This is a genomic window from Pedobacter insulae, assembly GCF_900113525.1.
GTDB lineage: Bacteria > Bacteroidota > Bacteroidia > Sphingobacteriales > Sphingobacteriaceae > Pedobacter > Pedobacter insulae.
This window is the reverse complement of the sequence record NZ_FOPP01000004.1, coordinates 168,521-183,749: the sequence shown is the minus strand read 5'-3', so window position 1 is coordinate 183,749 and position 15,229 is coordinate 168,521. Positions and strand designations below refer to the sequence as shown.

Genomic DNA, 15,229 nt, shown 5'->3' with positions numbered 1-15,229 from the left:
CATAGCAAGAATGAAAACTAAAACTGACAATATTGACGACTATATCTCGGCTTTTCCTGCAACGGTGCAGGAAAAGCTACAACAAATTCGTGAAACCATTCAAAAAACAGCTCCGGAAGCCATAGAATCAATTAGCTATGCCATGCCTGCTTTTAAATTAAAAGGGAAACCTTTAGTTTATTTTGCAGGATACAAAAACCACATTGGCTTTTATGCTACGCCTACGGGCCATAAAGCATTCGAAGAAGAGCTGTCAAATTACAAGCAAGGGAAAGGGTCTGTTCAGTTTCCTGTCGACAAGCCAATGCCGTTAGCGCTCATCGCAAGGATTACAAAATTCAGAGTAGCAGAACAACAATTAAAAATGCAAGAGGGCGAGTAATTAACTACTTCTCAATTAAACTAATTCTTTACAAATTCTCTTAATTAACCCAGGTCCTTCATAGATAAAACCTGTGTACAACTGAATCAACGCAGCCCCTGCAGCGATTTTTTCTTTCGCATCTTCGGGCGAGTGTATCCCTCCTACCCCGATAATCGGAAAAGCATTACCAGACTTCTCCGTTAAATAGCGAATAACCTCAGTAGATCTTTTTGTTAAAGGTTTGCCACTTAAACCACCCATTTCGCTCTTTATTTTCTCCTCAGTATAAAGTCCATCTCGGTCAATGGTTGTATTTGTTGCAATTACGCCGGCAATTTTAGTTTCCTTAACAATCTCTATGATGTCATCTAATTGCTCATTCGTTAAATCTGGAGCAATTTTAAGCAAAATAGGTCGAGCTATATCATTTTTACGATTACGTTGCTGTAAAGTATTAAGTAATTCTTTTAATGGTTCCTTTTCCTGGAGGGCTCTTAGTCCAGGTGTATTGGGAGAACTAACATTTACAACAAAATAATCTACTACATCAAATAAACGATCAAAACATTTGACATAATCGCTTACTGCGTCTTCATTAGGGGTATTTTTATTTTTACCAATATTACCTCCCACCACAATAGATGGATCTTTTTCTTTTAATAGTCTTAAGCGCTCGGCCATTACATCAACACCTTTGTTGTTGAAGCCCATTCGATTAATAATAGCGCTATCATCTTGCAAACGAAACATACGAGGTTTGTCGTTTCCTGGCTGAGGTAAAGGGGTAACGGTACCAACTTCTATAAAACCAAAGCCCAGATTACTAAGAGCTTCCACATATTCGCCATTTTTATCAAATCCAGCAGCTAGTCCTACTGGATTTCTAAATTTAATACCAAAAACTTCACGTTCCAATCCTTTTAGATTGATATCGAAGCTACTTCGCAGAATGGTTTTCCCTAAAGGAAAATAATCATTAAACCATTTTAAACGTTTCACTACAAAATAATGAACCTTTTCCGGATCGAACTGAAAGAAAACAGGTTTAACGAGGCGATACATTTGGCAAAGATATTAATTTTTGGGAAATTGAGAATGGGAATAAAATAGCAATAAATGTAGATGAGAATTTCGTATTTTTGTAGCGAAATGATTTCTATAAACGACTTAACCTTCCTAATCGGCTCTAGAGCCTTATACGATGAAGCAAACTGGCACATTAAGCCCGGAGATAGAGTTGGGCTAATTGGTGCAAATGGTACTGGAAAGTCTACTTTATTAAAAATAATAGTTGGCGAATATGCGCCCTCATCGGGTAGTATCTCGATGGCAAAAGATTTAAAAATTGGTTACTTAAACCAAGATTTGCTTTCTTACGAATCTCACCATACGATCTTACACGTTGCGATGGAGGCTTTTGAGCGTCAAAACCAATTGCATGATGAGATTGAAGAACTACTTAAAAAAATTGAAACTGATTATAGCGAAGAAACGCTATACAAACTGAGCGATAAACAACAAGAATTTGAAGCTTTAGATGGTTACAACATCGAATATCGTGCAAATGAAATTTTAGCAGGCCTAGGTTTCAGTACCGAAGACCAACACCGCCCTTTGAATACATTTTCTGGAGGTTGGAGGATGCGGGTAATGTTGGCCAAAATTCTTTTGCAAACACCTGACATCCTTTTATTGGATGAGCCTACCAATCACATGGATTTACCCTCTATTAAGTGGTTAGAAAACTATTTAAGTGGTTTTGAAGGTGCCATTGTCATTGTTTCCCACGATAGATACTTCTTAGATAAAATTGTACGCAAGACAGTTGAATCCAGGAAAGGGAAATTGACTGTGTATGCAGGAAACTATTCGTTTTATGTAGAAGAAAAATCTCTGCGTGGTGAGATCCAAAAGGGAGAGTTTAAAAACCAACAAGCTAAAATTAAGCAGGAAGAGCGTTTGATAGAACGTTTTAAAGCTAAAGCAAGTAAAGCCAAAATGGCTCAGTCGAGGATGAAAGCCTTGGATAAAATGGAACGTGTAGAGGATGTAGACGATGATAATCCTACAGTAAATTTCAGTTTCAAGTTCTCTAAACCCAGTGGAAGGCACGTAGTTAAGGTTGAGCATGCGACGAAATCCTATCCTAACATTGACATTTTAGAAAACGCTGACGGATTAATTGAAAAAGGCGATAAAATTGCGCTGATTGGCGCCAATGGTAAAGGTAAATCTACACTATTGAGAATGATAGCCGGAACGGAGGGTTTTAGTGGTAAAATAGAAACTGGACATAATGTAACGACTACTTTCTTTGCACAGCACCAACTCGAATCATTGCATTTAGACAATACCATTTTAGAGGAGCTTCAGGCATTTGCACCTAAACATACCGATACAGAATTACGATCTATCCTGGGTTGCTTTTTGTTTACAGGCGACGATGTATTCAAGAAAATTAAGGTATTATCTGGGGGTGAGAAGTCGAGAGTGGCTTTAGCTAAATCATTAACCACCGATTCAAATTTCTTGATTTTGGATGAGCCTACCAACCACTTAGACATTCAATCGGTAAATATTTTGATCCAAGCACTTCAACAGTACGAAGGAACATTTATTTCGGTATCTCATGATAGATATTTCCTAGACAACGTAGCGAATAAAATCTGGTTTATAGAAGAGGAAAAAATTAAGGAATATCCGGGAACTTACGCAGAATATGAAGAGTGGAATAGCAAAAGAGTAATCCCAACACCTAAACCAATTCCCGTAAAACAAGCAGAAGAGAAAAAACCAAAAGCAGCAGAACCGCTCCCCTTAAATACACAGCAACAGTTAAAGAAGCTTAACGATAAGTTAAAACGAATTGAAGAAGAAATTTCGGCTTTTGAACTAAGCGTGAAAGCAGTAGAGCTCGAATTAGCTAATGAGGATATTTATTCAAACAAGCATAAACTAGAAGAGGCTAATAAGCGTTATCTAGCTGAGAAGACGTTGTTAGATCATGCGCAAAAAACTTGGGAAGAGCTTGCCGGAGAAATAATGGAATTGGAGGGCTAGCTTGAGGATGCGTCATTGCGAGGTATGAAGCAATTTAATGAACAATTCAGAAGGAGATTGCTTCGTACCTCGCAATGCCGAGTAAAACGGTATAGAAACTATGCCACATGAGCGCCCTTAACACTATATATTTGACATTAATTACTTGACAATAAAAACCTTAACCTATTGAAAAAAGCAATTTTCTTATCAATTTGGCTTTCATGTACGCTCCATAGTTGGGCACAAGAAGCCTTTGTTTATGAGAATAAAGTTTATCAATCGAGTATTAAAACCGTTGAATGCTATAATTCAAAAAAAGAACAGTCTATACCGATCTATACTTTAAAAAGCAATGAAAGTTTAACCTTTAGCTTCGACGACCTCAAAGGCGGCAATCGTGGGTTTAGCTATACGGTAGAACATTGTTCGGCAGACTGGAAGCCGTCTAAAATTAATTACATTGATTATTTAGAGAGCTTTAATGAAGATATTATTACGAAATATCGCTACTCTTTCAACACGCTTCAAAAGTTTACGCACTACGATCTTAAACTTCCAAATGATCAGATTAGGCCAAAGATAGCTGGAAACTATCTTTTAAAGGTTTATGAGAATGGTAACAAAAACAAACCAGTTATTTCTCAGCGTTTTTTTGTGCTAGATCCAGTATTGAACGTAGGGACAGAAATAGTGGCTAGTAGTCAGGTTGTAAACCGCACAAAAAAGCAAAAGGTTAATTTCACTATTTTTCACCAAATGCCCATCCAAAATCCACATCAGGATATAAAGGCCATTGTAATGCAAAACATGAATACGCATACGGCAATTTTAAATACTAAACCTTTGTTTGTGAAACAAGGTTCGTTGGTTTATAACGAACTAAATGCAAATGAATTTTGGGGAGGAAATGAATTTCGAAAATTTGATATTAGAAGCTTTCGCTTTAAAGCAGAACATGTTCAGGAAATTTATGTAGACACCATTAACGTAGCCCAGCTGTTTACCGACGTATCAGGTAGTGCTCCAAAATATACCAATCAGTTCGACGAAAATGGGAATTTCTTTATCCGGAACCAGGATGGAAGAGATTCGGCAACAGATAGTGATTATACAAAAGTTATTTTTAGCTTAAGTACTACTCCACCAAATAGCAAAGGCAATATTTATGTAGTAGGCCGGTTTAATAATTTTAATTTAAGTGAGGAGAATAAATTAGTTTACGATATTAGCAAAAGAAAATATTTCGCAAACATTAAATTGAAACAGGGACTATATGATTATAAATATATTTGGGTAGATGAGACTGGAAAATTTGATGACACCTATTTTGAAGGGTCATTTTTTGAAACGGATAATTCTTATCAAGTATTCGTTTACTACCGCAAACCTGGCGGCAGATGGGAAGAACTCATAGGTTTTAGCCATGTTAATAGTGCAATAAAGTAAGTTTAATTAGGCTATTCTTTTAATACCCAAACGGAAACACTCCCTCCATTACAAAAAAACATTCCTTTACCATCTTCATCTAAAACTACTTTTTCCTTTCTATTCTCCAAGGCATCTCTCATTGTTTTTCCCGCAAAAGCCTTTCCCATCTCCATCTCTTTGAAGCTATCCTCACCATTGCTAAGCAACACAGCGATTCCAGAGTTGGGATGCTCTTTATCCCCTGCGCGGGTCCACCCAATACAATTAGGATGATCTAAGTAATCTATTTGTCCACCATAAGCCAAGTTTGTTCTAACATTCAATAATTCAGGTAATTCTTTTAGCCCAATTATTTCTATCTGCTTTCCATCCTCATCGTACTTGGCCCCATAAACATCAGTATAAAAAACACAGGGAATTCCTGCTTCTCTAAGCAAGACCATTGCATAAGCTAATGGCCTGAACCAAAAATCTACAAACGACTCAAGTGCTTGAAGGGGTTGTGAATCATGGTTATCAACAAATGTTACCGCAAGAAAAGGATTGCATTGAACAACCGTGTTATCAAATATGCTTGCCAAATTATAAGATTTACCTTCTATGGAGGCCAAATAGAAGTTATGATGAAGAAGTGAATCAAAGAGTTGTGTTCTCCCAGCAGTTAGCTCAATGTAAGTTTTTAATTCGGCTACGTCTTCGATATTCCAATTTTCGGCAACAAAAAAGAAATCTCGATTGAATGTAGTTTTCATATCGTCTATCCAGCCATTTATAAACTCAACAGATATATGTTTTACTGCATCTAACCTAAATCCATCAACTTTGGTAATACAGTAAAACCAATGACCCCAATTTTTAAGCTCTTCCTTTACAGATTCGTTTCTATAATCTATATCATTAAACATCAGATAATCGTAATTGCCCAATTCAGTTGAAGGCACGTTTTCCCAACGTTCACCATATCCGTTTTGAATAGAAAAAATTGCCGATTCATTTAAATCTTGCGCCCAGTCTACGCCACTAAAACATTGGTAATCCCATATGAATTTACTATACTGTCCATTCCTCCCAGGAAAGGTAAACTTGGTCCATGCTTCAATCTCCATTTCTTCAGAGATAAATTCTTCTCTATTCTCCTTACTTACCTTTCTTACAGTTATCTTTTCCAACTCATCGGCGCCTGCTTTATGGTTAAATACAACATCAGCTAAAACAGCGATGTCGTTTTCATGAAGCTTTGCTATTGCGGTAAGATATTCATCTTTGCTCCCATATTTGGTGTTTACACTGTTTTTTTGATCAAATTCACCAAGATCATATAAGTCGTACGAATCATATCCAATTGAATACCCCCCATTACTCCCTTTATTTGACGGTGGAAACCACACGGTGGTTATCCCTAATTCTTTTAAATTTCCAGCTTCATTAGCTGCCTTAACCCATAGATTTTCAGGTTCATTATAATACCAATGAAAGTATTGGATGAGCGTTTGGTTTTGCATATTTTAGGGAATTTACGTAATAACACTAAAAGTGTGGTTTTGTTTAAGAGTTTTCCTTATTTTGCGCCTTATGAGCGTTAAAGCAAAAAACCCTAAAAATTCCTTTACCATTATGAACGAATTGGTGTTGCCAAACGACACCAACACTTTAAATAATTTAATGGGTGGCCGTTTGTTGCATTGGATGGATATCGCTGCTGCTATTTCAGCTCAAAAACATTGTAATAGAATTGTGGTAACAGCTTCTGTGGATAATGTGTCATTTAAGCAAGCTATTAAACTCGGTGATGTAATTACTATAGAAGCGAAGGTAACAAGAGCTTTCCACACTTCTGTTGAAGTTCGGTTAGATGTTTGGGCTGAAAACATACCATCTGGTACCAGAGCGAAATCAAATGAAGCATATTATACGTTTGTCGCTGTTGACCAAAGTGGAAGAACCATACCAGTTCCGGAATTAAGACCTGAAACAGTTGAAGAGATCGAATTATATAGCGGAGCTTTACGCCGACGTCAATTACGTTTGATCTTAGCGGGTAAAATGGAGCCCAATGATGCGAATGAGTTAAAAGCCTTATTTTTTAAAGAATAAAAACAATCGGCCATGACTACTTACACAACTTTAATAGCCTTAAGTGGACTAGTCATTTTTTCTTATTTATTTGACCTTTTTGCCACTAAAACAAAACTCCCCTCGGTTTTACTACTCTTACTATTGGGCATTGGGCTAAAATTACTTTCAGAACATTTCCATTGGCAGACAATTAATTTTTTGAGGATACTGCCTACATTGGGTACAATTGGGCTAATTCTCATCGTATTTGAAGGCTCATTAGATCTCAAGTACAATAAACAAAAGAACAGCGTAATTAAAGGCGCTTTTTTTGCTGCATTTTTTATCTTGATTATTACCGTAGTCACGATTACCCTCATTATTCAGCAAATTACGGGAAGGGATTTTTATCTATGCTTTACCAATGCTATCCCATTTAGCGTAATAAGCTCTTCCATTGCTATACCTTCTGTTGCAGGATTAGGTAAAAAAACGAGAGAATTTATTATATATGAGAGCTCGTTCTCCGATATTTTAGGGATTATTTTATTCAACTTTGCCGTATCTAACCCTCACATTTCAATGAGCTCATTTGCTGGTCTGGGATTAAACATGGCGTTAATAACTGCTTTGTCAATCATCGCCTGTGTCTTATTATTATATATAATGGGAAGAATTTCTCACCATGTGAAGTTCTTTTTGATTATTTCTATCTTAATCTTGGTCTATGCCATTGGCCAATCCTACCATCTTTCTTCCTTAGTGTTAATCTTAGCATTTGGGTTGTTTTTAAACAATGCCGATCAGATTAAACATGCGTGGTTTAGGGGTGTTTTTTTGTATGAAAATTTGGCAAACGATTTAGCCCAGCTTCATCAGTTATCGGCCGAAAGCGCATTCATTCTCAGAACTTTCTTTTTTGTAATATTTGGCTTTACCATTGATATTTTTAAGCTGGAAGATCAGCATATCTTTCTGAATGGTTTATTGATTTTATTTTCAATTTACTTTATACGTTTTGCCTACTTAAGAATTTTTAAAAAAGAAAACACAGTACCCGAAGGTTTTATAACACCACGTGGGCTCATAAGCATTCTTCTGTATTACAATTTACCTAATGAACTAAAAATACCCGAGATAGGGACCTCATTTTTGTTTATGGCGGTATTAGGTACAAGTATTATTATGTCGGTTGGATTGATGACAAGTAAGAGAAATCAAAAATCGATCACTTAGTAATGCTGGTGGGATTGTCAAGATAAGCCGATTTGGAATATTTTTCAAGTTTTAAATATTCCTTTCTAAATTTTTGTGTATCCAAATTTATATGTAGAATGAGTTTAGTATTCAGTGCTTCGCCTACTATGCCACCCAATGTTCCGCCTACTGCTCCTACTCCTGTTAATAATGCAGTGCCCAGTGCCTTTTGTCCAAAATCATCAAAAGTATCGTTTGAGAAAAAAATTGCAACACCGGCAGAAAGCCCAATAGCTGACCCTGTCCCTAAGCCTTCCACTACCGTTAACCCCTTTCGTCTTACCTTAATCTTGACAATATTTTTTGCTTTAAAAATATAATATCTGCCTTGAAAATCTTGTACGGCGATACCATCTTCCGAGACCTTTTGCAGGGTACCTCTAACATTCTTCACGCTATCCAGTACAACTTTCACCTCATACTTTACGTATTGAGCGAAACTTGAAGTAGCACACATTAAAAACATGATTAATAAGCAAATAAGTATTCGTTTCATCAGCTTCCCATCTCTAAGATTTTATCGAACTCTTCGGCCCGTAACGGCATTACAGAAAGTCGACCTTGCTTAACTAAGGAGATATCTTTCAAACTTTCCTCAGCTTTAATTTGCGCTAAAGTTACCGGATTTTTAAGAGTTTCTACCGGAACCAGATCTACCACCACCCAATTGGGATCACTCGTTGTAGGATCTTGATAAGCCTCTTTCGCAACTTTAGCAACTCCTACTACATTTTTACCTTCATTACTATGATAAAATAAGACTAAATCACCTTCTTTCATCTCTCTGAGATTATTTCTCGCTTGATAATTCCGAACACCATCCCAAAAGGTACGTCCGTCTTTATTAAATTTCTCCCAACTGTACTTAAATGGTTCTGATTTTACTAGCCAATGGTTCATATTCCATATTTATTATCCAAAACTAACAAATCTAAACGGATTAGAAAATATTAGTTTTCTTTGTAAAACACATTACCCGGAATGCTGTCTTTTTCAAAATTATCCCCTTTCCATTTCAAATCAAATGTTACTTTTTCTTTTCCCGAGCAATACAATTTGAAAGGGTGATAACCCGCCTTTAGCTTGATAGTTGCTTCTTTAACTGTGTTGGGCTTGTAGCCATAGTCTTCGTCAATTAAAGTGGCTTGATGAACTCGTAAGAGGGCTTTCTCTCCTGAACTTAAATAAAAAGTATATGCTCCATCTGTTGGCACTTTGATATAACCTTCGTATAAATAGATGCCATGACCCGCCAAAGGCATGGGCGAAACAGCCGAACCCCTCGCCACCTCTTTTAGCGTGGCAACTTCCGGTAACCACGGGTAATCTCCATCAAAAGCTTTCCAGGCTATTCCTGGTTTAACTTTCTTTACAGAAGAAGCAGGAATTAATGCATCATCATATGGCCTTTTTGCCGAAGAGTCTGGCCTACGAGCCTGCAACATCATGTGCTTCATCCGTTGTGCCCGCTCAGGCATTTTAGCAGCCAGGTTATTGCTTTGATGTGAGTCCTTTACTACATTAAAAATTGCTACTTCATCATCGGCGGTTTTCACATTGTACCTTAATCCAACAAAATTGCCCACTCTAACCATCTGCATTTGTTTACGGGTTTTGTGGCGGTTGTCTGGTGCAAACTCTGCATAGTTCGGTGATCTTCCACCTTCGAAATACTCAGAATAAATAATACCATCGCTTTGTTTTCCTTTGCCAATGAGTGCCGGAAGGATGGAACGACCGTCTGAGTTGGCCGGTGCAGGTAATCCCGCGGCGGCTGTCATTGTTGGTAACCAATCGTACGAAATGGTGGGTGTTTTCAGTTCCCTACCAGCAGGTACATGGCCTGGCCAGCGCACAATCACTGGCATGCGCATTCCTCCTTCCAATTCATCACGTTTGATACCATCAAATGGCCCTGTACTTCCGAAAAAATTTGCCGCAAAATCTACCTGTGGTTTAGGCAGATAGCTTTCAATAGACGGGCCATTGTCTGAACTAAAAATAACAAGGGTATTATCGTCAATCTTAAGATCTGCCAATAATTTAAGAATATCCCCAATAGCTTCATCAATTCGGCGTACACTACTTGCGTATCGCTTGTAAGTATCTGGCCATGGAACTTCTGGTGTTAATGGGTTATGATCATTGTCGTACCTGGCAGTTGCATAATCTGGATAGGTATAACTATCGATATTGCCGTTTGCCGTATTGATCATATGACCTGGTTGCCCTAACCATTGCACACCTCCTTGCAATCCGCCTCCTGCCGGATATGGACCAGTAGGCAATTCAAGTACTGCATGGGGAGCATCATAAGCAAGATACATGAAAAACGGCTGCTTGTTATTTGTTTTTTCTTGTAGATCAACAATCCATTTTTTTGCTACCGCAGTCCAAAGATCAGTGGTATAAGATTTATCCAAATCCTTGCTCACTTCCTTCCTATTTTCCCATACCTCTTTTGGCTTTCGGTACAAACCCTCTTTCGGGTAATGTTCATGTCCATCGCTATGGCGCATATAACCGTAGTAATAATCAAAACCTCTATTCAATGGATGTGCAGGCCATTCATTGGTTCCCTGTAAGCCCCATTTACCGATTGCGGCAGTGGCATAACCCGCTTTCTGCAATACATTTCCCAGTGTATGGTTATCAGCAAGATCTTTATCAAATTGATTATCACGAACTCTCGCATGCCCTTGGCTCAAACCAGAAAGTAAAGACGATCTTGAAGGGGCACAAACTGGAGCGGCGGCATAGGCCTGGGTAAGGATTGCACCTTCGGCGGCCATCTTATCTAAATTAGGGGTAGAAGTCCAGGGTTTAGTGCGGTCGCCTAGCTTGGCACGTTGATTTTGCCAAAAGACACCCACATCACCATAACCAAGATCATCAGTGAGTACAAAGATGATGTTAGGTTTTTTTGATTGGCCAAATGCTAAATTTACCGATATAATTAAAATAGTTGTTAATGTGCAGTATTTTCTCATTATTTATTTAGCTGTCATTTTTTCTAGTAGCATCTCCAGTTCTCTCACTTTTTTAGGAAACTTAGTGGCCAAATTAATTTGCTCGGCGATATCTTCTTTCAGGTTGTACAACTGTAGTTCTTGACTATTCCCCATTTCAATGCCAACTAATTTGTAATAAGCTACACCATTGTTTGGCTTAATATACTTCCAATCTCCTTTTACAATGGCTATAGCGGTCTTGTTATTTCCTTCAATAAGCCATTCCTTTCCTTTTTTATCAGTACCGATTAAGGCGGCGAAATGATTTTCACTATCGGGCGCATCACCTTGTGGAATAGTTTGGTTTAACATACCTGCAAAAGAAGCAACAAAATCTATCTGACTCATGAGTGCGTTAGAAACTCCTGATTTAATCTTGTTAGGCCAGCTTACAATAAAGGGAACTCTTGTCCCACCCTCCAGTAAACTATATTTGCCTCCACGTACTGCTCCCAATTGTTCACCGCCATATCCCTTGGTTGCACCGTCCTCATATCCATCATCTAATACAGGGCCATTATCACTGCTAAAAACAATCATTGTGTTTTCATATAAACCATTAGTTCTTAGTATTTTAACAATCTCTCCAACGGTCCAATCCAACTGCAAAATCGCATCTCCACGATAACCTAGGCCACTTTTCCCCTTGAATTTCGTAGCAGGCATACGTGGCACATGGGGTTCGGTTGAGTTATAGGACAAGAAAAATGGCTCTTTTTTATGATCTATGATGAAATTTTGAGCTCTCTCTAAAAAAGTAAAGGTCAGCTCTTCATCGGTCCATCGAGCTTTCGTACCACCGCTCATCCAACCAATTCTTCCAATTCCGTTTACAATGGTATTGTTATGCCCTTGTCCGGGTGATGCTATCATCTTAAGCAACTCAGGATTTTCTTTTCCCGTTGGGTCATTGCCCACTTTTTGTTTATAGTCTACCAGTATAGGATCATTTGGATCAGTAGCTACCACGAAACGGTTTTCCATAAATACAGTGGGTACCCTATCAGCTGTTGCAGGAAAGATAAATGAATAATCAAAACCTACATCATTAGGGCTAGGTTTGATCTCACTATTCCAATTTTTCGACACCTGTTCGCCCAGGCCTAAATGCCACTTGCCCACAATTGCCGTTGTATATCCGGCACCTTTAAAAACCTTGGGTAAGGTAGTTTTATCGGTAGGAACAATCATTTTCGCATCACCGGGTAAAATCCCAGTACCTGTTTGTCTCCAAGGGTACTTTCCTGTCATTAACGCGAAACGAGAAGGGGTACAGGTTGGCGAGGTTGCATGGCCATTGGTAAAACGAATTCCATTTTCGGCAAGCTTATCTATATTGGGTGTTTTGATAATTTTCGAACCATAACAGCTTAAATCTCCATAGCCCAAATCATCGGTATAAATTAGAACGACGTTTGGTCTTTGCCCAAAACTAGGCAAACCAAATAGCATTAATAAAACTCCAAGTGTCAGTTTTCTGTAGCTCATAGTGATAACGAGTTTTACGATCTAGCCAAAAAAGGTTACTTATGTACTCGTTTCGTAGGTTAAATCGCTAGTGGCCATGGTTGTGTGTGATAGTTGAACACAAATATATTTTATTTTTATACATTAACCTAAAGCTAACAAGTTAAGTACCTACTGTACAGAATTATTCATATTTCAATGCCTTTACTGGCGACTTTCTGATGGTTTTTATGGCTTGTAATGAAACTGTAACTAACGTAAGCACTAAGCTAATCCCTAACGCACCTACAAAAGGTATATATGATAAATCTGCACGATAGTAAAAACCGTTTAACCATTCTCTAATTAAATAGTATGATGCAGGCCATATTAATAGATTTGCTAGGATAACCAATTTAATGAAACTACTATTCAGCAATCCTAATAAATCTCTGATTGATGCTCCTAATACTTTGCGGACTGCAATTTCCTTGGTTCGTTGTTGTACCTCAAAGAACACCATGCCAAACAGGCCTATACAACATAGAAAGATGGCAATACCCGCAAACGTAATAAATAAGGAACCTAATCTCATTTCCGACTGATAGAGTTGCTCAAGATGAGTATCCAAAAATGTCAACTCGGACGGAATAGTTGGAAAATATTTCTTCCACAATTCCTCTATCATTGCCTTAGTTGAAGATAAGTTAACCGAATTAGTTTTGACAAATAAATAGCCAGCCATGCCATTTAGCGACAAGTTAATTGCTAAAGGATTGACTTTATGATGAAGCGACATACCATTAAAATCAGCAACTACGCCAATAACCTTTCCTTGTAAACCGCCAAAATTTAATACCGTATCTACAGGATGAGTAAGATTTAATGCCTTAACTGCCGCTTCGTTCAATAGAATTGGTTTCTGTGCAATAATTTTTTGATATGCTTCGTATGATGAAACAGTCCCCATAACATTGTCATAGTCCACCATGTCGGCACCAAATTTATCCGAAAAGGCTCTCCCTTTTACTACCTGGATGTTTAAAGTGTTGATGAAGTTTAAATCCGCATAAACATGATCAGATTTATATTCTGTAGTATCATTATCGTTTGTCCAAGAAGATGATCCTCCAAAAGATTTACCGATGTTAAAAGAGGATAAGCTTAATGACTTTATATCAGCTTTTCGCTGCAGCTCTTCTTTAAAATTGGCATAATTTTCCCCAAACATCGTAAAAGACGAAACCAAAATCTGCTCTTTATCAAAACCTAAGTTCTTATCCCTTATAAAATTCAATTGGGTATATATAGCAAGTGTGCAGATGATCAAAAAAGCAGAGATACAAAACTGGAAGATCATGAGAATATTTTTAAAACCAAACTTTCCAGATGTGTGCCCCGTATATCCCTTGAGTGTCTTAACTGGCATTAATCTAGAAAGTATAATGGCGGGGTACAAACCCGCAACAAAGCCTGCAAACACGATGATCCCTAAAGATATTAAGGCCGTTTTCAAATTTACCATGCCAGAAAGTGAAACTTCGACGCCCAATTTACCTCCTAAGTATGGAATTAAATCGTGAGTTAAAATTAGCGCCAGCAATGCTGCAAGAATGAAATACAAATAACTCTCGCTTAAAAACTGGACTCTCAGCTGTCTGGGTGAAGCACCCATAACCTTCTTCACCCCTATTTCTTTTCCTCTTTTTATGGATGCCGCTATGGTTAGGTTAATGAAGTTTACAATTGCAATCAATAAAATAAAAAATGCCACAACAGAGAAGATATAAATATATTTAATATCGCTGTTTGCCTCCATTTCACTACCAGTATGAGAATACAAATGAATTTTGCTTAAAGGCATTAAGTTAATTTTTACAGTTTTTGGAAATTTGTATTTTCCATAAAGTGCTTTCAATCTCTGTTCAACAACCAGTGGAGATACGCCTTTCTTCAATTGTATGTACTGAGGAATTGATGAATAGCCGCTCCAATTTAATTTTTTCGAAAGACCAGTTCTGGTAATTAAATCTGCACGAAAATGTGAGGCTTTTGGCAAATCTTTCATAACTCCTACCACTTGATACGCATTAGGGTAGTTAGCTAATGTGATAAGCTGTCCTACCGCATTGCCTTTGGGAAATGCAGTTTTTGCAAAACCCTCAGAAATAATTAAGGTATTAGCTTCTTTCAAAAGATTTTTGCTATCACCAATTACTAATGGAACAGTAAATATATCGAAGAAAGTATTTTCAGTAGTGGCTAAATGTTCTTTAAAAAAGTTTTCTCCAACTTTAACCTGCACCTCATGGCTATGCAACATCGTTGTCTTGTTCACTTCTGGAACTTCGTCCCGTAGCATCTCAGCCAAACCAGATGGTAAATTGATTTCTTCTTTCTGGTCCTTGCTATTAATAGAGTGTAAGCGGTAAATTTCATTTACGTTTACGTTATGCTGATCAAATGAAAGTTCAAACATCACGTACGCTACTAAAAGTACAACGGTACTTAAGCCCACAATCAAACCAATTAACTTAATTAACGTAGTTAATTTATGATTCCAAATATTTCTTAGAGCGATTTTTAAATTGAGTTTAAACATCTCCTTTTAAGTTTTACGTATTAC

12 protein-coding genes are annotated in these 15,229 nt (G+C 37.6%); 5 read left to right on the top strand and 7 right to left on the bottom strand.

Going from position 1 to position 15,229, the window contains the following annotated elements; translation table 11 throughout:
* The first annotated feature begins 10 nt into the window (after positions 1 to 10).
* Positions 11 to 382, top strand: a complete 372-nt coding sequence (locus BM207_RS08125; RefSeq protein WP_090993083.1) for an iron chaperone — start codon at positions 11 to 13, stop codon at positions 380 to 382.
* Between the two features lie 15 nt (positions 383 to 397).
* On the opposite strand, the gene BM207_RS08120 is transcribed toward BM207_RS08125, so the two are convergent.
* The gene (locus BM207_RS08120) at positions 398 to 1,426 is read right to left on the bottom strand and encodes a quinone-dependent dihydroorotate dehydrogenase (protein WP_090993082.1); all 1,029 of its coding nucleotides are present in this window, start codon (positions 1,424 to 1,426) and stop codon (positions 398 to 400) included.
* 87 nt (positions 1,427 to 1,513) lie between these two features.
* Between BM207_RS08120 and BM207_RS08115 the strand changes: the two genes are divergently transcribed.
* Positions 1,514 to 3,424 carry an ABC-F family ATP-binding cassette domain-containing protein gene (locus tag BM207_RS08115; RefSeq protein ID WP_090993081.1) on the top strand — a complete coding sequence of 637 codons (1,911 nt, stop codon included), beginning with the start codon at positions 1,514 to 1,516 and terminating at the stop codon, positions 3,422 to 3,424.
* A gap of 168 nt (positions 3,425 to 3,592) precedes the next feature.
* Positions 3,593 to 4,852: a type IX secretion system plug protein gene (locus BM207_RS08110; RefSeq protein ID WP_090993080.1), complete on the top strand. Its 1,260-nt coding sequence runs from the start codon at positions 3,593 to 3,595 to the stop codon at positions 4,850 to 4,852.
* 11 nt (positions 4,853 to 4,863) lie between these two features.
* Here the strand turns inward: BM207_RS08110 and BM207_RS08105 are convergent, their stop codons facing one another.
* On the bottom strand, positions 4,864 to 6,336 hold the full coding sequence (locus BM207_RS08105; RefSeq protein ID WP_090993079.1) for an alpha-amylase: 1,473 nt from the start codon (positions 6,334 to 6,336) through the stop codon (positions 4,864 to 4,866).
* Between the two features lie 70 nt (positions 6,337 to 6,406).
* Here BM207_RS08105 and BM207_RS08100 point away from each other — a divergent pair, with 70 nt between their 5' ends.
* Positions 6,407 to 6,928 carry an acyl-CoA thioesterase gene (locus tag BM207_RS08100; RefSeq protein ID WP_090993078.1) on the top strand — a complete coding sequence of 174 codons (522 nt, stop codon included), beginning with the start codon at positions 6,407 to 6,409 and terminating at the stop codon, positions 6,926 to 6,928.
* Positions 6,929 to 6,940: 12 nt separating this feature from the next.
* Positions 6,941 to 8,125, top strand: a complete 1,185-nt coding sequence (locus BM207_RS08095; protein ID WP_090993077.1) for a cation:proton antiporter — start codon at positions 6,941 to 6,943, stop codon at positions 8,123 to 8,125.
* On the opposite strand, the gene BM207_RS08090 is transcribed toward BM207_RS08095, so the two are convergent.
* The 5 genes from BM207_RS08090 to BM207_RS08070 all read right to left on the bottom strand — a co-directional run bounded on the left by BM207_RS08090 (position 8,118) and on the right by BM207_RS08070 (position 15,205).
* Positions 8,118 to 8,642, bottom strand: a complete 525-nt coding sequence (locus BM207_RS08090) for an LSm family protein (protein ID WP_143095929.1) — start codon at positions 8,640 to 8,642, stop codon at positions 8,118 to 8,120. The two genes, BM207_RS08095 and BM207_RS08090, sit on opposite strands and share 8 nt — an antisense overlap.
* Complete coding sequence (locus tag BM207_RS08085) at positions 8,642 to 9,046, bottom strand: EVE domain-containing protein (RefSeq protein WP_090993075.1); 405 nt, start codon at positions 9,044 to 9,046, stop codon at positions 8,642 to 8,644. The genes BM207_RS08090 and BM207_RS08085 overlap by 1 nt, the downstream gene beginning before the upstream one ends.
* A gap of 50 nt (positions 9,047 to 9,096) precedes the next feature.
* Positions 9,097 to 11,136 carry a sulfatase-like hydrolase/transferase gene (locus BM207_RS08080; protein WP_090993074.1) on the bottom strand — a complete coding sequence of 680 codons (2,040 nt, stop codon included), beginning with the start codon at positions 11,134 to 11,136 and terminating at the stop codon, positions 9,097 to 9,099.
* 3 nt (positions 11,137 to 11,139) lie between these two features.
* The gene (locus BM207_RS08075) at positions 11,140 to 12,645 is read right to left on the bottom strand and encodes a sulfatase family protein (RefSeq protein ID WP_090993073.1); all 1,506 of its coding nucleotides are present in this window, start codon (positions 12,643 to 12,645) and stop codon (positions 11,140 to 11,142) included.
* 163 nt (positions 12,646 to 12,808) lie between these two features.
* A complete protein-coding gene (locus tag BM207_RS08070; RefSeq protein ID WP_090993072.1) occupies positions 12,809 to 15,205 on the bottom strand; it encodes an ABC transporter permease in 2,397 nt (798 codons plus the stop codon).
* Between the last annotated feature and the right edge of the window lie 24 nt (positions 15,206 to 15,229).

What these genes read in the sequence shown, in the direction of transcription:
- BM207_RS08090 (WP_143095929.1), bottom strand. Translation starts at nt 8,642, where the DNA reads ATGAAACGAATACTTATTTGCTTATTAATCATGTTTTTAATGTGTGCT.
- BM207_RS08070 (WP_090993072.1), bottom strand. Translation starts at nt 15,205, where the DNA reads ATGTTTAAACTCAATTTAAAAATCGCTCTAAGAAATATTTGGAATCAT.
- BM207_RS08120 (WP_090993082.1), bottom strand. Translation starts at nt 1,426, where the DNA reads ATGTATCGCCTCGTTAAACCTGTTTTCTTTCAGTTCGATCCGGAAAAG.
- BM207_RS08095 (WP_090993077.1), top strand. Translation starts at nt 6,941, where the DNA reads ATGACTACTTACACAACTTTAATAGCCTTAAGTGGACTAGTCATTTTT.
- BM207_RS08085 (WP_090993075.1), bottom strand. Translation starts at nt 9,046, where the DNA reads ATGAACCATTGGCTAGTAAAATCAGAACCATTTAAGTACAGTTGGGAG.
- BM207_RS08100 (WP_090993078.1), top strand. Translation starts at nt 6,407, where the DNA reads ATGAGCGTTAAAGCAAAAAACCCTAAAAATTCCTTTACCATTATGAAC.
- BM207_RS08115 (WP_090993081.1), top strand. Translation starts at nt 1,514, where the DNA reads ATGATTTCTATAAACGACTTAACCTTCCTAATCGGCTCTAGAGCCTTA.
- BM207_RS08075 (WP_090993073.1), bottom strand. Translation starts at nt 12,645, where the DNA reads ATGAGCTACAGAAAACTGACACTTGGAGTTTTATTAATGCTATTTGGT.
- BM207_RS08080 (WP_090993074.1), bottom strand. Translation starts at nt 11,136, where the DNA reads ATGAGAAAATACTGCACATTAACAACTATTTTAATTATATCGGTAAAT.
- BM207_RS08105 (WP_090993079.1), bottom strand. Translation starts at nt 6,336, where the DNA reads ATGCAAAACCAAACGCTCATCCAATACTTTCATTGGTATTATAATGAA.
- BM207_RS08125 (WP_090993083.1), top strand. Translation starts at nt 11, where the DNA reads ATGAAAACTAAAACTGACAATATTGACGACTATATCTCGGCTTTTCCT.